Origin of the sequence: Micromonospora sp. HM134, from assembly GCF_007833915.1 — a bacterium.
Taxonomy (GTDB): domain Bacteria; phylum Actinomycetota; class Actinomycetes; order Mycobacteriales; family Micromonosporaceae; genus Micromonospora; species Micromonospora wenchangensis.
Window position 1 is genome coordinate 7,377,622 of record NZ_CP041061.1, and the last position, 17,327, is coordinate 7,394,948.

The window sequence follows — 17,327 nt, forward strand, 5'->3', positions numbered from 1 at the left end:
ACCGCAGCTGCGGGCATCTTGACCTGACAGGCTCACTGGCCGACCGCCACCGCAGGGCGGCCAGGTCCGAAGCGAAACCGATACGGGTCTCCAGAGGATGATGAGTCGGTAGCAAGTTGTCCAGGTAGGGACTACGTCTCGGTGCCGCCTCGTTGGTCGAACCGCAGTTGTGGCACGTCGTACAGGTCAGAGTTCGGTAGGCGGCTCATCGTCGGGGAGCTGATCTCGATGATGAGCATCTCGGTGAGGAACTGGACGGTGGCATCCAACAGGTGGCTGGTGTGCGCCGTCGCGCTGTGCTCCTTCAGTCCGACCGTGATGTGGATGTGGGGTGTGATCGTCTGGGTGTTCTCGTCCCAGGCGATGGTGCCGCCACCGAATGCCTCGACGTTGGTCAGGTCGACGTGGGACCAGACCGGGGCGTCGGGGTTGTCGAGCCGCTGGCAGGTGCCGACGATTCTCGCGGTGCTGAGGCCGGCGATGAAGACGGGGATGTAGCCCTGCTTGATGCTGTGTGCACGGCAGGTGTCGGTGAGGGCGGTGAAGAAGTCGTCGCCGTGGTCGAAGACGACGCCGATCATGCGGCCTGGGGCGAGTTCGCGGGTACGCATTCGTGGTGCTCCTCTCCGGTTGATCGTCGCTGTTCACGGCCGTAGGCCTTGGTTTGGTCCCGCTACTCAGGATGAATCGCCGGGCGGCTTGTCGTGTCGGCCGCGTTCGGGGGCCGTCCGGTCTTGGCGGGTGTTGCACGGATGACGGCTTCGGTGTCATCCAAGGCGACGGTGAGTTCGGCCAGGAAGGGTCCGGGTATGCCGCCGGCGCCCAGGCCGCAGGCGGTGACTTGGTCGGCGAGTTGTGCGGCTTGTCGTTGGGTGAGGATGGCGCGGCATCCGGGGTGGGCGAGGACGTCCCGGGCGGCGTATCCGTCGCTGCGGGCTCGTTCGATGAGGTCAGCGGCGATGGTCTGTGCGGCAGGCTGCGCGACGCCGCCGAGCGCGTCGATGAGGCACATTCCGAGGCGGGTGTGGAACACGACGAGGCCTGGCGCTGTGGTGTCCAGCGTCTGGTAGGCGACCACGGCGTGTTGTCGAGCGGTGCTCGCGGTGGGCGCTGGCTGGCACAGCAGGGTCAGGGCTGCGGTGACGGCGTGTTCCCACGGTTCGCCTGGCGCGGTGTCGCGTAGTAGGTCTAGGGCGCGGGTCCGCTTGCCGGCGGTGGCGTGGGCGATGACGGCGATCTGCCGGCCGTCGAGCATGCGTCGGCCGATGCCGTTGTGGTGGTGGAGCCGGTGGTAGGCGTCGTCCCATCGGCCGGCCGTGGCGAGAGCGTGTGCGCCGCTGGACAGCAGGACTGTCCAGAGCCACTGGCGGAGTTCGCGGTGTTCGGTGGGGTCTGGGGTGAGGCGTGCGGCGGGGATGAGGATGCCGTCGATGGTCGTGTCGGTGTGGGACGCGATGGCGCGGTGGAGGGTTTCGAGGAGTCTCCACGCTCCGGTGCCGTCGCCGGCGCGGGTGCGTAGCCGGGCGAGGTTGATGATGGGTTCGAGGCTGTGACTTGCTGTTCGGAAGTCGGGGGCGGGATGGGCGAGCGCGGTGTGGGCGAGGCGTGTCGACCATTGGTGGGCCAGGTCGGGTCGTCCGCAGTCTGATGCGAGCAGCGCGGCGAGGTTGATCACGGCGGTCGCGGTGGCGGGGTCGTGGTCGCGGGTGGCGGCGGCAGCGCGGCGGGTCAGGTCGGCGACCCGTTCGGGCAGTGGGTGGCAGGCGGGTCGGGGCCGGGCGACGAGGGGGAATCTGCGGGCTTGTGCCCCGGTCGGGTCCATCAGTTAGCGGTTTCCTCCCTGGCTGTGGTGACCGTCGTCCCGTGGTTGTGGTGGTGGGTGCCTGGTGGGGTGGTGGGGTCTGGGCCGAAGATGGCGGTGGCGGCGTGGGTGGCGAGGGCAGCCTGGGTGGCCGCGGGCAGGCCGATCCGGTTCATCGCGAAGATGACGTGGTGGGCGAGGACGTCGCGCAGCCCGCGGTGGAGGTCGCCGGTGCCGGCGAGGTGGGCCAGGTCGCGGCCGGCGGTGGTGAACGCGGCGGCCCAGTCCGCCGCTGTCAGGTGTGGCCAGGCCGGGTGGGTGAGGCTGCTCGCGTCGGTGCTCATGAGCCGGCGTAGCGCTGCCTGGAGAGCCAGGGTCTTGTTTGGGCTGGGTGTGTCGGGTGGGGGGCGGTGGTGGGCGACCTTGGACCACACGTCGCCTTGTTCGTACCAGTCGAGGCCGGCCGCGCGTAGCAGGGTGCTGGCGAGCAGGATCGCGATCTCACGGCGGCGGCGGGTGGTGGGTTCTGTTGCGGTGGTGGCGAGGTAGCTGAGGAGGTGTCGGCTGTCGGCGTGCCACAGTCGGTGGGCGACCGCCATCGCGTGGTCGCCGCCGAAGGCTTGGGTCTCGGGTTCGTAGACGACCTCGACCGCGCGGGTGATGTGCCCTTCCTGGATGAGGGCGTCGAGGCGGCTGAAGAGGTGCTTTCGCGCTGTGGTGGTCTCGTTGGTGGGGAGGTAGCGCAGCCGCCACTGGGGTGTCTTGCGGATGAAGAACCAGCCGGTGATGTGCCTGTCGGCTTCCGCTTGCATGAGCATGGGGGCGAGGTGGGTGACAGCGGTGTGCTCGGCTCGGTCCGGATCGGGCAGCTCGACGGTGATCTGAAGCCACGGCGACGGCATCATGGCGTTCCTTCAAGGGTCGGGGAGTGAGGGCCGGTGTACGGGTCGGATGGTGTCAGGCGAGCAGGAGGACCGTGTCCCATCCGGACATGGGTGGGGTTCCGGTGCCGACGGCGTGCAGCGCGAGTGCGGCACCGGTAGCGCCGTCCATGAGTTCCGGGTCGGTCGTCGGCTCGCTCAGGAGCTGGGCGGCGAGGTGGCTGGCCAGATTGGGTAGTTCAGCGGCCAGCGCGGGGCTGCGGGCGTCGATCGCCATGCGGAATGCGGCGTGGAGCAGGCCGGCTTTGCCATGGCATAGGCCGATCTCGGGGAGGAGGTCGGTTCGGGTCGGGTCGCGCAGCGCGGCCAGGATCCCGCGTTCGGCGACTGCCTGCCGGCGGGGGGCGTCGAGAGCGATGCCGGCCAACTGTTGGGCCCGTGCAGTGCCGGCGATGCCGTAGCACCAGGAGGGTCGGGGATGGTGCGACGGTGCGGGGCGGCCGGTGTGGTCGAGGGTGAGGTAGCCGGGCCACCAGGGGCCGAGGTTATCGTCTTGGCGCCACTGGTCGGTCCAGGAGCAGAGGTGGGCGAGAGCGTCGCGTAGGCCGGTGGTGGTCAGGTCGTGAAGGACGGCGAGGGAGAGCAGCGCGATGACGGCACCCATGCCGTGGGCGACCCCCAGGTTCCCGTGCCCGTGTGGGTGGCCAGGGTCGGGTTCGCCGGACAGACCGACCTGCATCCACCACGGTGGCAGTCCAGTGGTGTCGTGTTGGCCGGGTAGAGGGTGGGTGAGGCGGACCAGGTAGGCGAGCACGTCGCGGGTGACGGGGTGGCCGGGGTGGCGGTGCAGGTGGTAGACGCCGAGGCCGGTCAGGCCGTGGATCAGGTCGAACTCGCGCATCGGCAGCGGATAACTGCGGTCGATGCGGGCATGAGCGGCGGCCAGGCGCGCTCGGGTGAGGGCGAGGACGGTGTCGTCGAGTGCGGCCAGCGCACGCCGATAGCGGGTCGTGCCGGTGGCGTGCAGGGCGAGGCCGAGTGCTGGTGCGCCGTGGAACAGGTTGGCGTTGCCGCCGGTACTGATCGGCTGGGAGGTGGCGAGTTTCAGCCAGGTGTGGGCGATGGTGTCGTCGCCGTGGCCGGTGCGGGCTCGTTCGATGTGCAGCAGGGCGATACCAACCGCGCCGCCCGCGAGGGACTGCGGCCTCGCCCGCCCCTCGAATGCGGGTGGGATGGCTTGTGGATCGGCCAATGCCTCGGCGATGGTTGTCGACGCCTCGAGCGCGTATGGGTGCGCGGGGCTCATGGTTCGTTCCGGGGGCGGACGGTCCAGCTCAGCGCGGCGGCGCGGGCCAGGTGCAGGCAGGCCCGTTCGCTGTCCGGGTCGGGGCCGATCATGCGGGTGTGGTGTAGGTGCAGCAGGTCAGGCAGCACCCTGTCCACGGCGGTCCCGGCGCCGTGCAGGGTGGCACGGTAGGTGGTCAACGCCTCGCGGCGCCGCTGCCAGGCAGCCCGCAGTTCGGTGCCGTCACCGAGTACGTCCAGGCCGGTCTGGTCGGGGTTGGCGAGCGTGATCGTGCGCTGGTACACGTCGCGGGGTGGGGCGGATCGCTGCGGGCGGGTGTGGTCGATCAGCCACTGCATGCCGGCGGTGGTGTTACCGATCAGGGCGGTCGTGAGGTGCAGCAGGCTCGCTGCGGTCACCGCACGAACATCGGATGCCCGTCCACGGTCGATGGCAGCCAACTGGGTGACGGCGGCTGCGGAGTCGGCGGCGAAGACCCCGGCGGCGGCGGTGTCGGCGGTGGGACCGCCGAAGCGGCCGGTCTCCGGGTAGTCCGTGTCGATCTGTACGCGGGCGATCAGGCCGACGCGGCGCAGCCCGGCCGTCCACTCGGCGAGCGTGGCGAGGTTCGCGGAACCGGTCAACCTCAGCCGCAGGTGTGGATCCGGGTCGCCGTAGCGCAGAAACCACCACCATGTCTGTGGGTCGAGCTGGCGGAGCAGGGACGGAAGGTGGCGGGTGAGGATCGGTGTCTGCCGGTCGGGATGGCCGTACAGCTTGACGAAGAGGTGTTCACCGACGCCGGGGAGATGCCCGTGCTCGCGGACGTCGACCACGGGTGCGGTGGCGAGCGTGTGTGGTGGTGGCGCCGGATCGACTGTGGCAGCCAGGGGGACGACGATCTCGTGGGCGCGTCCGTCCATCCAGCCGGCTGTGTCAGGCGGGGGCGCGGCGCGCAGTACGGCGGTCGGGGTACGGCGCAGGTGGTCGCGTAGCAGGGCCTGATGCGCCGGCTCGGCGAGATCCAACCGGATGCGCTGGTCGCTGTCGCCGAGGTACACCTCCGGCGGGCAGCCGGTGGTGTCACGCCAGGATGCCAGTGCCCGGCTCCACTCCCGCCAGCTCGCCGCGGGGGCGGGCAGGGCATTGGCTGGTAGTAGCCAGCGTGCCGGTGACAGGATGGTCCGCTGGTAGCGCAGGGCGGGCAGGAACGGTAGACCGCTCGCAGCGCCCCAGTCGAAGCCGTCACACGGTGCCGTGAAGGCAGTGGGGGCCTCGGTGAGGAACCGCACGATCGGCAGGGTGTAGTGCACCTGTTCGACCGCGTTGAGCACGATCGGCTCCACCACGCGCCGCCGGGAGACCGACACCAGGTAGATCCGGTCGGCGTCAGCGGTGACCGCGATGTCGTCCAACGCGATCCGGTCGGGCGCGTTGTCGTGGTATTCCCCGAGCGAGACGTGGTGCGGCATCACGTGGGGGGCGCGGGCCACGTCTTCGGTGACCGTGTAGAGGGCCGCCGCCGACACCTGGACTCGCAACGCGCCGCGGGTCGCCTGCGGTAGCGCCGCGTACTCGCCGGTCATTCGCTTCCGGTCCGCAGGGTCGAGCAGGTCGAGAAATCGGCCGGTGACGGTGCCGGCGTTGCGGGACACGCCGACCACCTCCAGCTGAAACTCGCCCCGGTCGAGGTCCCGGGTGGTACGGGCATGCACGGTGACGGTCAGCTCGGTGCTCGGCTGGACGGATACGATGGGTGCGCCACCGTTGAGGTCGGCGATGGCGACGTCATCGAGCACGACCTCACGCTCGCGTCGCAGCGCCGCGTCCTGGGCGAGGGCCATCAGCTTCCGGTCCCGCGCGGTCAGGGCCGGCGGCGGCGCGGAGGTAGCGCCGCGGTAACCGGCGGGGTAGCCCAGGCCGAGATCAGCGTCCACCGCGTCACGGACCGGCACGACCGCATGAGGTCCGTAACGCTCGAGGAAACGGCGGTGCCACGCCGCCCACCCCCCATTACCGGCAGCGGCGAGACGCACCAGGGCGCCGGCTGCGCTCGCCACCTCTACCGCTACCACCTCGGGAACACACACGTCGGCGTCCAGCCGCAGGTCCATCGCGACCGGCGGCTCGTCGGCGGGGTGCAGGCCCGTCATCGTCTCGGCCAGCCGCGCACCGGGCGTCGCGGTGTCCGACACGGCCCACTCGGACAGGGTGCGCAGCACGGCGAGCGTCGCACGCGCCTGGGCGAGCGCGCTGTCGCCGGGGGTGCCGGCGTCGGCGTCGGCCATCGCCTGCTGAAGGCCGGCGGTGACGGCGGACAGCGGGTCGGTGCAGGTGGTTGGCGGCCGTAGTGCGGTCAGCAAGAGCCGTTGCGACACCATCCGCGCGAGCAGCGCATGCACCACCCCGACGGGGGCGCCGTGGTCGGCGGCAAGCACGGCGGCCAGATCCCCCAGTCGAATCGGGTCCGCCGCCGCCGTCAGCGCCGCGAGCACCGGGCCAGCGGCGCGCACGTGCACCTTGGTAGTCCGCTTCCCGGGCTTCTGGTGGGTGCGGTGCTCCAACACGATCTGCCCGTCGCGGCACGTCAGGAGGTTGTTGGCGCGGACCATCAGGTGCGGCCGAAGCACCGGATCGGCCTCCAGCCCGTCGACCAGGCCCGAAAGCCACGCCGCCCGCACCCGGAGCACCGCCCGGTGCCCGTCACCGAAGCAGACGGCGGTGGTCGGGGCCAGGCGGGCGGGCGCGACCCCGGCGAAGAAGCCGTACGGCGTCGCCCGGCCACGCATGCGCAACAGGTAGCGCAGGACCGACATCACCACCCGCCGCGCCTCACCCTCCCCGACACGGCCGTCGCAGACCGCGCGGACACGGTCGGCGAGCACGGGACTGGCGAGCTCCACCGCCGCCGCGAATCGCGGTGCCGCGAACACCTGCCCCAACCACCACCGCCACGACCCTGCGTCCTGCGCGCCGATCAGGTCCGGCCACCAGCCGACCAGCCGGTCGGCAGGGCAGGGCGTCGCGCGCACCATCAGCGCGTCCAGGTGCCGGTACACGCGTCCTCCCCTGCGAACGTGAGGCGCCCGGCCGCGCGGCATTCGCCGCACGGCCAGGCGCCCCGGAACTGCGTCCTACTTCGGGCAGCTGGTGCAGGCGGACTGGCAGGTCTTGCCGCACCCGTCGTTCGTCATGTAGATCAGCTTGTCGACGCCCTCGCCGGACTCGACGAAGCTGATGTCCAGCTCCCAGTCGTCCGGCCCGAACTCGTCCTTCTTCCCGTCCACCGCCACCGGCGGCACGGACGGAGCGATCCGCTCCTCGGTCATGATCGACAAGACAGCCTCCTTCGAGGGGGTTGTGATCCACTCGGCGTCCCGGCCGGGACGCCGGTAGCTGTCAACGCCAGGACACCGCGACGACGCCGTGGCGCTTCGGCACGTACCAGCCGTCCGGCACGCCCGCGCTCGTGGGCAGGTACTCGATCCGGGCGGCCCCGCGACGGCGGAAGTCCGCCGCCCAGCGACGCAGCAGCCCCACATACCGGTCAGCGACCGCCTCGGCCTGCGGGCCGTAGGCATAGACACCGCTCTCCCACCCGCCGAGGTCCTCGTTCTCGCGTTTCGTGCGGTAGGCCAGACTGCCGCCCTCGACCACGGCGGCCGTGCCGTAGGTCACCGCCGGGGTGAACACGCCCTGGTCCACCAGCTGCTGGCTCGCGTACAGGAACGGCACATGGGGTGCGCTGGTCACCACGAACAGCTCCAGCTCGTCGGGCATGTCGAACGCCACCCCGGACCACCGCTCGATCCTCGGCGCGTGCACCGCCTTACGCAGCGCCGGCACGTCGAAGCCCGGATCCGGCCCGTCGATGCGCAACGTCGCCTCACCGTGGATCGGCACCAGCGTCTCGGAGTACGTGCCCTCGCCCTGCATCGGCACGAACCCTCCGAGGCAGTAGCTGTGACTGACCAGACGCCCTCCGGCCAGGTCGAAGGCGATGCAGCGGGACAGGCCAGCGAACCGCAACGGCACCACGATCCGGCCGTGCTCGGACAGCTGGGCGATCCAGGCCGGAGGGATGTCCCACGCGCCGACCGTGACGATGATCCGGTCGTACGGCGCCTGCTCCGACACACCATGTTCGGCGTCGGCCTGCACAACCCGCACCCGATCCTCGTAGCCGGCGGCCTGCAGGCAGGCGCGGGCCCGCGCGACGATCTCCGGGTCGATGTCCACGGACGTCACCGCCCCCAGCGGGCCGACCAGCTCCGCGATCAGCGCCGCGTTGTACCCACCCGAACCGATCTCCAGAACCCGCATCCCTGGCTCGATCCCGGCCTGCTCCAACATCACCGCCTGGATATGCGCCGCAGACACCGAGCTGAGCGCCTTGCCGTCCGGACCGGTCTTCGTCACCAGCGGGGTGTTCGAGTCGTACACCCTGTCCAGCGGCTCTCCTGGGGCGAACAGGTGGCGCGGCACGACCGAGAACGCCGCAGCCACCGCCTTCGACCTGATCGTGTCCTCTCCCAACTCCGCCACCATCGCCGCCCGCAGCGCCAAGGGATCCCGCACAACACTCCCACTTGCGGTAGTCAAGTCATCACATCCTGGTCATGTAGTTGGTCGCCGTCGCTGGCGAAGCAAGTCAACCTGCAAACGGCTTCGCGAGAGATTGCGGAGCGGGCCGCCGCCGCCCGGCCACATGGCACCTCCGGCATCCGTGGTGCCGGGAACCAGTAGACGCACCCCGACGCCGTGTCGAACACCCTCGACACGAACCTTCGACGTGCGACCCGCCTCCACCGCCAACGTGGCGTCACCGCCACCTGCACACCCCCGCAGGCATGCACTGGCGGATCACTCGTTTCGGGCCGTCCCTGATTGCGATGACCTTGGCGTCGATCCTGGAAACACGCAGCAGGGAGAGGCGACTCCTCTGTTCGTGATCGGCGCGGAACGCGCTGGTGTTCAGTGCTCTGTCCCTGGCGGCATGGTTCTAAAGAGCCGGACGGGCAGGAACGCGAAGATGAATTTCACCCAGTAGCCTTCCAGCGTGGATCACCCGCTGCTGCCGGTCGCTGACTGGTTCACCTCACTGCCCGACATCACGTGTCCAACCTGCTCACGTGGCCTTCTACGTAAGGACGGCGAGTACGCCCTACAGCATTCCGGTGACAGTCGGCAAGCCCAACACGAGCACCCGGAGTTCTTCGAGCCTGAATGGATCGCGGGGCGGTTCACCGCAGGACTCACCTGCTCGGCGCCCGGCTGCTGGGAGACCGTCGCGGTCGCTGGGGACTTCGAGGTGATCAACAACCCGGTCTTCGATTCCGAGCAGCAGTATGTGGAACGGTTCCGGATCACCTACCTTCGGCCGGCGCCGGCGCTCGTGGTTTGCCCGCCGAAAACCTCGACCGCCGTCCGGCAGGCGACCGACGCCGCTGCGGCGGTCATCTGGATCGACGCTCCGGCCGCCGGGAACCGGCTGCGGCTGGCCGTCGAGGAACTGCTCACCCACCAGAAGATCAAACAGACCAGCAGGAACAGCAAAACTCAGAAGCGGGTCTGGCGAACCGCGCATGACCGCATTCTGGAGTTCGGCAGACGTGATCCGGACGTCGCTGACGTCCTGCTAGCGATCAAGTGGCTAGGCAACGCCGGCAGTCACGACTCCCGGCTCACCACTGCGGACGTCCTGGAATCGGCTCAGTTGCTCAGTCACGCGCTGCGGCTGCTCTACGACCCGAGCGACGCGGACCTAAGGCGGCGGGCCGCGCTGATCAACAAGCGCAAAGGCCCAGCGCCACGCCCAGTGGCCCGCCGTACCAGCGCCTAAAAGGCGCCCTGACGGACGGTCCGATCAGCGGCGGCGGCGGAGCCGGTGCCGGAAGCAAGCGATCCCGGTCCCGGATGGCGGTGTCGCTGGGCGGGCACCCGCGCGCCAAGGCCCCATTGATGGGCTTCACCGCGCAGGAAGGCTCACGAGCACCCCGCCTGTCGTCCGCGCTCACGTCGAGCGAGGCCCTGGACATCAGGAGCGCGGTCTTGGGAGCAGTAGGCCAGGCCTAGCTGGGGTCTGCTGCACTGGTAGGTGACATCTGAGATGGCTTGCCCTGCGGGCAGGCTGGAAGGATGTCGCTGTGCCCAAGCCCTACCCCCGAGAGTTCCGCGATGATGTTGTGCGGGTGGCCCGTGACCGGGACCCTGGCGCGACGGTCGAGCAGATCGCGAAGGACTTCGGAGTCCACCCGATGACGTTGTTCAAGTGGATGCGCCAGGCTGACGTGGACGCCGCGACCAGACCGGGTGTCAGCGGCAGCGACTCGGCCGAGCTGCGCGAGGCCCGCAAGCGGATCAAGCTCCTCGAGCAGGAGAACGAGGTGCTGCGCCGGGCCGCGGCCTACCTGTCGCAGGCGAGCCTGCCGGGAAAAGGCTCTACCCGCTCGTGAGCGAGCTGGCCGCTGACGGGATCCCCGTCGCGGTGACGTGCCGGGTGTTGAACATCGCTCGTCAGCCCTACTACCGGTGGCTCGCCCAGCCCGTCGGCGACGCCGAACTGGCTGCGGCGTACCGGACGGACGCGTTGTTCGACGCCCATCGCGACGATCCAAAGTTCGGCTACCGGTTCCTGGCCGACGAGGCCCGCGCCGCCGGCCAGCCGATGGTCGAGCGCACCCGCCTGGAGAATCTGCTCCGGCATGGGCTGGTTCAGCGCGTTCAGCAAGCGCAAGCGTCGGGGCAAGGGCGGCAAGGTCGCTCCGCCAGTGCACGACGACCTGGTCCAGCGGGACTTCACCGCAGACGGCCCGAACCGGTTGTGGCTGGCCGACATACCGAACACCGCACCGGCGAGGGCAAGCTCTACCTCTGTGCAATCAAGGACGTGTGGTCCCACCGGATCGTCGGCTACTCCATCGACTCACGAATGAAGTCCCGCCTGGCGGTCAACGCCCTGCACAACGCCGTAGCCCGCCGCGGTGACGTGATCGGCTGCGTGCTGCACACCGACCGCGGGTCGCAATTCCGCAGCCGGAAATTCGTCCACGCCCTCCACCAACACCACATGACCGGGTCGATGGGCAGAGTCGGCGCCGCCGGCGACAACGCCGCCATGGAATCGTTCTTCGGCCTGCTACAGAACAACGTCCTCGACCGCCGAACCTGGACCACCCGCCAGCAACTCAGGACCGCGATCGTGACCTGGATCGAGCGGACCTACCACCGCCGACGCCAACGATCCCTGTCCCGGTTGACCCCCATCGAGTACGAGACCATCATGACCCCACCGGCCAGTCAGGCCGCGTGACTGAAACTGTCACCTATCGGTGCAGCAGACCCCTGGTCGCTCATGCGGATGCCGGGGTGGTCATACCGGCACGGGTGGCGAGGCGTCGGTCGATGGTGCTCAGAAGTGTGGGCAAGGCCGGCTGGTCGAAACCTTCGTTGAGCAGCTTGAAGCGGTGCAGCTTCGGGGCCTTGTTCTTGTCGTACCCGTGGATGAGCCCTGGCTGGAAGATGTCGCGGTTCTCATCCTCCTGAACGTTGACGAGTCCGAGTCGCTCCAGCATCTGGTGGGCCTGGTAGGTGTCCCGGCCCAGCCCGAAGTGAAGGATCCTCCACTCGCCTTTGAGGAAGTGGTATTCCGCCGCCGGCCACCGGTAGCGAAGCCAGGCCAGCATCAGCAGGAAGACGATCTCGCTGTCCTCGAGGACGTGGACCCAGCCGTTGAGGAAGAAGCTGGTGGGTAGGTACGGCAGGCGGGTCACCTGGGGGACGGTGTAGGGATCATTGTCGCCACCGTCGTATGGGCGCCCTTGTTCGAGCAGGAGGGTGAAGCCCTCGTATTTCTTCGTGGCCTTGGCGAGGTTCGGCAGGTCGACCAGCTGGATTTCAGGGCTGGCGAGTCGCTGGATCGCGTCTTGGAGTTGCCGGATGCGCTTGTCGCGAGGACTGGTTACCACCTTGCCTGCGTAGCGCTCGGCAGGCACCGCGAATAGCTCTAACCAGCTGGGGCGATCTGGGTCGGCTAGCGGCCGGTGGTTCGTCGGCTTCTCGCCGGGCGAACGGGTCTGCGCTTCCAAGAGCGCTGTCAGATACAGCCGCAACGCGATCCCACGGGGAGAAACCAGGCGGGTTGCCGGTGGCCGTTCGGCCCTGTTGGGCAGACGCCGGTCTGAGGGCTCGCCCTCGAGGGGGGCCGGAGTTGTCCGGCACATGAACTCGGGCCTGATCAGGACACGGTCGCGGAGGCCGGATATCTGGGTGAACGCAATCGCGGCTCGTTGAGCGAGGGTTTCAAGCTTCGTGGCCTTGGCTCGCCGGTTCGCCAGCTTGACTGCGTCGCTGGCGGTCAAAGGGACAAGATCGTCCCAGGAAAAAATCTTGATAGAAATTTTTCACCCCTAGATCTGAACCTCTTGATCCGCCTATAAACGCTACGCTAGACACGTTGCGCATCACAGGCGGATCAAGCCGTACTCACAGCATACTCGTGATCTTGAAAGAGCGCCACCATGCTGGTCAATGGAGCCGGGCCACCGGCTCGGGCGGGAAGCGACCGACCTGATGACCAGGACGAGCGGCCCCCGGCAGCCACCGGGGACCGCTCTATGACGTCGCTCACCGCGTATCTCGAGTACCAGGAGAACGTCAATGACCAGCCTACGAGACTCCCCCGACCGGGGCGAGCGTGAGCAGGAACCCCGTCGTCTCCCGCTGCGGTGGGCGATGATCATCGCGGTCGCGGGGGGCCTCGCCCTCGCCGCCGGGTCGAAAGGTGGGTTGGAAACCGCCGCGATCATCTTCTTCACGGCGGCCGGTGGCATGCACATCATGATCGACTAGAGGAAGCGGTGCCCGGTTTCTCTGGACCGGGCACCGCTTACCTAGCCGGGTCTGGGGGGCGTGCTCTCCACTGCAGCGCCGGGCCTGCCGGTGTGTTCCTGCAAGCAGCTGATGGTCACCGGCGGCAGGAGCATCAGGTCGTATGCGGCGGCTGCGGCTTTCGCGATGGTGCAGGCGACGATCGTGTCTGTCAGTAGGGATAGGTGATCGCCGTGCTGCGCGAAACTGCCCACCAGCAGTACGGCGACGTCCGCGCGTTGGGTGGCTGCATCTGTGGTCGTCGCCGTGGTCATAAGGTCCGCGATCATTCCGCGTCTCCCGCGACCATCACGGTCAGCAACGCACCCTTACCTGGCATCTGTCATCGGCAGAAGCTGGTCCTCAAGCCGGTAGAAGATCTTGTCGCCGTTCTGTGCGACACCGAGCTTCTCGTAGAAACGCTGCGCCTGCGTGTTGTCGCGATCGGTGGTCCACTCGATCCGGCTGCAGGAGTTCGTGGCCGCAATCTCGATGAGGCGGTCCATGAGGAGCTTCCCGACGCCGCGTCCCCTGGCCGTCTCCGCCACGTACAGCTCCTTCAGGTAGAGCGAGCGGGTGAGGCCGGCTGCGGGCCACAGGAAGGAGTACGTCGCGAGCCCGACCAGCGCTTCGGCGTCCCAGGCCAGCACGGCAAAAGCCAGGGGCGGGTCACCGAACAGCGCCTCGTTGATCTGGCGCACCCGCACATCGAGCGGCTCCACGTCGGTGTCGCCGTAGAACTTGTCCAGCTCTTCGAGCAGTACGACGACCGCATCGACGTGGACGGGCTCGGCGGCTGCTACCAGGGTCAAGGAACTGCCCTTCCTATCGAACGTCAGCCAAGGCTGCTCGGAGGTCTCGTGCGGTAGAGGATGAGCGCTGCGTGGGAGGAAGCCCGTCGAGCGCGATGCGCGCTCGCTCGGCGATTATGCCCTGACGCTTCGCCCCGTCGAGGCTCCCGATCGTCTCCGCGAGCGACTCCACCGCATCAGACGCCTGACCCATCCTGGTCAGGCAGATGGCACGGTCCAGTCGAGTCAGTGCCCAGTCGGTGTAGTCACCAGGGGAACACAGTTCGAGTGCCCGATCCTGCGCGGCCAGCGCCGCATCGACCACCCTCAGACGGGTATAGGCGTTCCCCTCGTGAAAACGGAGTTGGGCCTCGTTGTAACCGAACGCGGAGGCACTCAGTGAGTCTCCCTCCAACCGGGACAAGAGGCCCTCGGCGTGCCCCAGAGCGGCCCGGGTCTCCTCACGCTTCCCCATCGCGGCCAACGCCCGTGCTTCGATCGCCGCCGCCAGCACGGTCCCCACCGACGCCTCAGGTCCGGCGACGTCCTGCGCGTGGCGTGCGAGGTTCACAGTCTCGCGGAAGTCTGCGCTGTAGTAGTAGACATGGGCCTCCTGCGCGAGCACCCAGGATCGAGTCACCGGGTCGTCCGCCTCGACGGCCGCGAGCCGGGCCGTACGCGCCCACTGAGACGCTGCGGTCCTGTCGTCGATCCTGCACAGGACGAGGCACATCAGACCAGACATCTGCGCGGCCATTCCGGTCAGACGACGCAGAGCGGAAGCGGACGGGCTCCGCCCGATGAGCTCCGTCAACTCGCCGAGGTCACCAGCGATCTCTCGCAGCAGCGTGCCCGTCGAGTGATCACGAGTCGCACGGCCGTGGTGGGCGACGATCCGCTCCCACTCATCGAGTCCGGCCGCAGTGACCGCCCCCATGCTCAGGGCCTCATGAAGCGAGCGGCGCAGACCGCCGACCTCGTCCATGACGGCCGGGAAACCAACTTCAGCGGAGCTAGTCGACCGACGATCACGGCGAAGCCCATTAGCAGGACCGGACACCGCCGACACAAGTGACGTGTGGCGGTCCTGGCCTCGGTCGGCTGCACTCGCCTCGACGATCGCCTGATGATCGAGGACCGCTCCCCACCGGGCCTGGCGCGCCGCCTCGGCTTTCTCTTCCTTGTGCCGCACCTCGAGGAAGCGGTACTCGTCATAGCCTGTGATCAACTCACCGCTGGCCTGAAGGAGCGAATCGCACTGCACCCAGAAGACCCGGTCCACCACCTGCCGGCCGCTCTCGACATTGGCCACCGTGCTTCGCGTGCTATGCACCCGCCGCGCCACGTCATCCTGAGTCAGGCCACGCCTCCGACGCCAACCAGCGAGTCCCCGCCCAAGCGACCGCTTCATGTCACTGATCTGCTGCGGATCCACGAAGATGCCCTCCACCATCACCGGAGGCGGCGATCACCGTTCGCTACACATCCCTCACGGCAACGTGACACTAGCCGAAAACGACCGCGACGGATTACCCAGACACCAGCCCTGCCACAAACAGCTCGACATGCCGCGAACCAACCTGGTGCGTTGCAGATTGCCAAGAGAAGCCGTCCCAGCATCCGGGCGTCAGGGTCAGTACGCCAAACCATGATCAAAACCCAGCCGGACACGACAACCGCGCACCGGACAGGCCCGGACGTGAGGGATGCTCGTCGCACGAGCACCCACCGAGCACCCAACCGACCACAAGGGACAGAAACGCAAAGGGGCCTGACCGCCATTCCGGCAGGTCAGACCCCTCATGATCTTGTGCGCCCGAAGGGACTCGAACCCCTAACCTTCTGATCCGTAGTCAGATGCTCTATCCATTGAGCTACGGGCGCCCGGTGCTCGACCAGTCTACACAACCGGTTTTGCGCGGAGACTCCGGGATTCGAACCCGGGAGGGGCTTTAAGACCCCAACCGCATTAGCAGTGCGGCGCCATAGACCAGACTAGGCGAAGTCTCCTCGGTGACCCTGCGGACCACCGCGGACGAGGATACAGGTCCGCCCCCACCCGGGGCAAAGCGACTATCCCGACGGGCGGCAACCCCTGGTGGGGCCGCGCCGGGGGGTGCCGCCGCACCGCCCGGCGCGGCGTATTCCCGCGTGTGCGAGGTCACGTTCGCCGCTACGCTCCTTTTCCATGCAGGAGCAGCCGCCGAGCGACCCGCCCCGCCGCCCCGCCAGTGACCGGGCGCGTCGCCGCTCGCCGGAGGCGACCTTCACGCCACCGCCCGCACCGCCCCGGCAGCAGCAGCCCTCCGCCGACGACGCGACGCCCCGGCCGAAGCGGGTCCGCCCGACGAAGGCGGCACCGGCCGTGCTGTTCCAACCGCCTGCCGCCGAGTCGCCCGTACCGCCGCCGGCGGCTCCCGCCCGACCGCGCCGTGCGGGCGGGGGCCGGCCGGCGACGGAGCCGACCGACGCGGCGGACGACCCACCGACGACACCGACGCCACCCCCGCGACGCCCGACGCCGCGGCACGCCCCACGACCACGCGGACGCCGGCCACACGACGCACCCCCCGCACCCGGGCGGCGGGCGCGGTCGCCGACAGCACCACCGACGCATCCCAGGGGCAACTACCACCGGACCAGGCCACCGGCCCCGCCGGCATCCCCACCCCCGCGAACACACCCCCGGAAACAGCCACAGCGACAGAGCCGGGCACAGGAACAACAGCACCGGGCACACCGCCACGGAAGCGGGCCGCGCGAAAGGCGACGACGGCGGAGACCGCCCCGACCATCACCGGCCGGACCGTGCCCCGCACAAGGGCGACCCCACCGAAGAAGGCTTCACCGCAATCCACCCCCGAACCGACCACCACTCCGGCCACGGAAACCACCCCGCCCGTGAGGCGGCGACCGACCACCCGGCAGCGTCCGCCCGCCGGACCGGACCCCGTCGGCGCCCCGACCGCCGCCAGCACACCCGCCGTACCGACGACGGCGGACCCGGGCGGCGCGGCAGCGGGACGTCTGGAGCTGGCGGTGCTCCGGACCCGGCTACTGGCCCATCCGGGGTTCGCGCCGGAGTTGCTGGCCCTGGCGGCCGTCGAGGGAATCGGACCGCAGGCCCGGGAGTGGGCGCGCGGGCTGCGCGAGGCGTACCCGGATGCCGGTCCGGACGGCCTGGCCCGGCTGGCCACCCGGCGGTTCGTCAGGTGGGCCGGGGTGGGTGGGGCCACGGCGGCGGTGGCCGGGCTGTTCGCGCCGCTGGCCGAACTGGTGGCGGTGCTCTGGACGCAGTCGGCGCTGGTGCTGCACGTGGCGGCGGCGTACGGCCGGGACCCGGCCGACCCGGAGCGGGCGGTGGAGCTACTGGTGCTGACCCGGGTGCACCCGGACGCGGACAGTGCCCGCACCGCGCTGGACGCGGCGCGGGCGGCGGACGGGCCCGGCGACGGGCCGTGGCCGCGTGCGGCGGAGGCCGCGTGGCGGCTGGCGGCGCCGTTGGCCGCGCAGGCGGGTGGCTGGGCCGCGCTGCGGCTGGCGGCCCGGCTGCTGCCGGGGGCGGCGGTGCTGGCGACGGCGGCGGGTGACGTGGCGGCGGCCGACCTGCTGGCCGCCCGCGCGGTGGCCCGCTACCGGCCCGCCCGGACCGGCAGCTAGGAAGCCCGAAGAGCGGCGGCGACCGGCGACGCGGCGGGGAC

15 protein-coding genes, 2 tRNA genes and 1 pseudogene are annotated in these 17,327 nt (G+C 69.4%); 5 read left to right on the forward strand and 13 right to left on the reverse strand.

Going from position 1 to position 17,327, the window contains the following annotated elements; all coding sequences use genetic code 11:
• Positions 1 to 131: 131 nt before the first annotated feature.
• From FJK98_RS32115 to fxlM, 7 genes are all read right to left on the reverse strand, one after another.
• On the reverse strand, positions 132 to 611 hold the full coding sequence (locus tag FJK98_RS32115; RefSeq protein ID WP_145922351.1) for a PPC domain-containing DNA-binding protein: 480 nt from the start codon (positions 609 to 611) through the stop codon (positions 132 to 134).
• Positions 612 to 673: 62 nt separating this feature from the next.
• Positions 674 to 1,675: a hypothetical protein gene (locus FJK98_RS32120; protein ID WP_145922352.1), complete on the reverse strand. Its 1,002-nt coding sequence runs from the start codon at positions 1,673 to 1,675 to the stop codon at positions 674 to 676.
• Positions 1,676 to 1,821: 146 nt separating this feature from the next.
• Positions 1,822 to 2,706 (reverse strand): thiopeptide-type bacteriocin biosynthesis protein, encoded by an 885-nt coding sequence (locus FJK98_RS32125; protein WP_205789320.1) that lies wholly within the window; start codon positions 2,704 to 2,706, stop codon positions 1,822 to 1,824.
• Positions 2,707 to 2,758: 52 nt separating this feature from the next.
• The gene (locus FJK98_RS32130; protein WP_145922353.1) at positions 2,759 to 3,988 is read right to left on the reverse strand and encodes a lanthionine synthetase C family protein; all 1,230 of its coding nucleotides are present in this window, start codon (positions 3,986 to 3,988) and stop codon (positions 2,759 to 2,761) included.
• On the reverse strand, positions 3,985 to 7,026 hold the full coding sequence (locus FJK98_RS32135; protein WP_145922354.1) for a lantibiotic dehydratase: 3,042 nt from the start codon (positions 7,024 to 7,026) through the stop codon (positions 3,985 to 3,987). Before FJK98_RS32135 ends, FJK98_RS32130 begins: the two co-directional genes overlap by 4 nt.
• A 75-nt stretch (positions 7,027 to 7,101) precedes the next feature.
• Positions 7,102 to 7,296 (reverse strand): FxLD family lanthipeptide, encoded by a 195-nt coding sequence (locus tag FJK98_RS32140; protein WP_145923113.1) that lies wholly within the window; start codon positions 7,294 to 7,296, stop codon positions 7,102 to 7,104.
• 70 nt (positions 7,297 to 7,366) lie between these two features.
• Entirely contained in the window at positions 7,367 to 8,545 is a 1,179-nt protein-coding gene (fxlM, locus tag FJK98_RS32145) for a methyltransferase, FxLD system (protein ID WP_240762494.1), read from the reverse strand.
• 481 nt (positions 8,546 to 9,026) lie between these two features.
• Here fxlM and FJK98_RS32150 point away from each other — a divergent pair, with 481 nt between their 5' ends.
• The 3 genes from FJK98_RS32150 to FJK98_RS32155 all read left to right on the forward strand — a co-directional run bounded on the left by FJK98_RS32150 (position 9,027) and on the right by FJK98_RS32155 (position 11,279).
• Positions 9,027 to 9,809 (forward strand): DUF4145 domain-containing protein, encoded by a 783-nt coding sequence (locus tag FJK98_RS32150; protein WP_145922355.1) that lies wholly within the window; start codon positions 9,027 to 9,029, stop codon positions 9,807 to 9,809.
• Between the two features lie 304 nt (positions 9,810 to 10,113).
• A complete protein-coding gene (locus tag FJK98_RS34480) occupies positions 10,114 to 10,422 on the forward strand; it encodes a transposase (protein WP_240762496.1) in 309 nt (102 codons plus the stop codon).
• Positions 10,419 to 11,279: an IS3 family transposase gene (locus FJK98_RS32155; protein WP_240762498.1), complete on the forward strand. Its 861-nt coding sequence runs from the start codon at positions 10,419 to 10,421 to the stop codon at positions 11,277 to 11,279. Before FJK98_RS34480 ends, FJK98_RS32155 begins: the two co-directional genes overlap by 4 nt.
• Positions 11,280 to 11,319: 40 nt before the next feature.
• On the opposite strand, the gene FJK98_RS32160 is transcribed toward FJK98_RS32155, so the two are convergent.
• A complete protein-coding gene (locus FJK98_RS32160; protein WP_145922356.1) occupies positions 11,320 to 12,327 on the reverse strand; it encodes a hypothetical protein in 1,008 nt (335 codons plus the stop codon).
• A 298-nt stretch (positions 12,328 to 12,625) separates the two neighbouring features.
• Between FJK98_RS32160 and FJK98_RS32165 the strand changes: the two genes are divergently transcribed.
• Positions 12,626 to 12,817, forward strand: a complete 192-nt coding sequence (locus FJK98_RS32165) for a hypothetical protein (protein ID WP_145922357.1) — start codon at positions 12,626 to 12,628, stop codon at positions 12,815 to 12,817.
• A gap of 77 nt (positions 12,818 to 12,894) precedes the next feature.
• Here FJK98_RS32165 and FJK98_RS32170 read toward each other — a convergent pair.
• From FJK98_RS32170 to FJK98_RS32190, 5 genes and pseudogenes are all read right to left on the reverse strand, one after another.
• Positions 12,895 to 13,125: pseudogene (locus tag FJK98_RS32170) on the reverse strand (creatininase family protein); the annotation flags it as partial.
• 39 nt (positions 13,126 to 13,164) lie between these two features.
• Positions 13,165 to 13,647, reverse strand: a complete 483-nt coding sequence (locus FJK98_RS32175) for a GNAT family N-acetyltransferase (protein ID WP_240762500.1) — start codon at positions 13,645 to 13,647, stop codon at positions 13,165 to 13,167.
• Positions 13,648 to 13,660: 13 nt separating this feature from the next.
• Complete coding sequence (locus tag FJK98_RS32180; protein ID WP_240762502.1) at positions 13,661 to 15,079, reverse strand: helix-turn-helix transcriptional regulator; 1,419 nt, start codon at positions 15,077 to 15,079, stop codon at positions 13,661 to 13,663.
• Between the two features lie 358 nt (positions 15,080 to 15,437).
• Positions 15,438 to 15,510 (reverse strand) — tRNA-Arg (locus tag FJK98_RS32185).
• 35 nt (positions 15,511 to 15,545) lie between these two features.
• Positions 15,546 to 15,636: transfer RNA gene (locus FJK98_RS32190), tRNA-Ser, on the reverse strand.
• Between the two features lie 891 nt (positions 15,637 to 16,527).
• Between FJK98_RS32190 and FJK98_RS32195 the strand changes: the two genes are divergently transcribed.
• The gene (locus tag FJK98_RS32195; RefSeq protein WP_228544504.1) at positions 16,528 to 17,286 is read left to right on the forward strand and encodes a hypothetical protein; all 759 of its coding nucleotides are present in this window, start codon (positions 16,528 to 16,530) and stop codon (positions 17,284 to 17,286) included.
• Positions 17,287 to 17,327: the final 41 nt, after the last annotated feature.

Excerpts from the sequence above, each read along its gene's own strand:
- FJK98_RS32115 (WP_145922351.1), bottom strand. The coding sequence starts at position 611 with ATGCGTACCCGCGAACTCGCCCCAGGCCGCATGATCGGCGTCGTCTTC.
- FJK98_RS32125 (WP_205789320.1), bottom strand. The coding sequence starts at position 2,706 with ATGATGCCGTCGCCGTGGCTTCAGATCACCGTCGAGCTGCCCGATCCG.
- FJK98_RS32130 (WP_145922353.1), bottom strand. The coding sequence starts at position 3,988 with ATGAGCCCCGCGCACCCATACGCGCTCGAGGCGTCGACAACCATCGCC.
- FJK98_RS32140 (WP_145923113.1), bottom strand. The coding sequence starts at position 7,296 with ATGACCGAGGAGCGGATCGCTCCGTCCGTGCCGCCGGTGGCGGTGGAC.
- FJK98_RS32165 (WP_145922357.1), top strand. The coding sequence starts at position 12,626 with ATGACCAGCCTACGAGACTCCCCCGACCGGGGCGAGCGTGAGCAGGAA.
- FJK98_RS32180 (WP_240762502.1), bottom strand. The coding sequence starts at position 15,079 with ATGGTGGAGGGCATCTTCGTGGATCCGCAGCAGATCAGTGACATGAAG.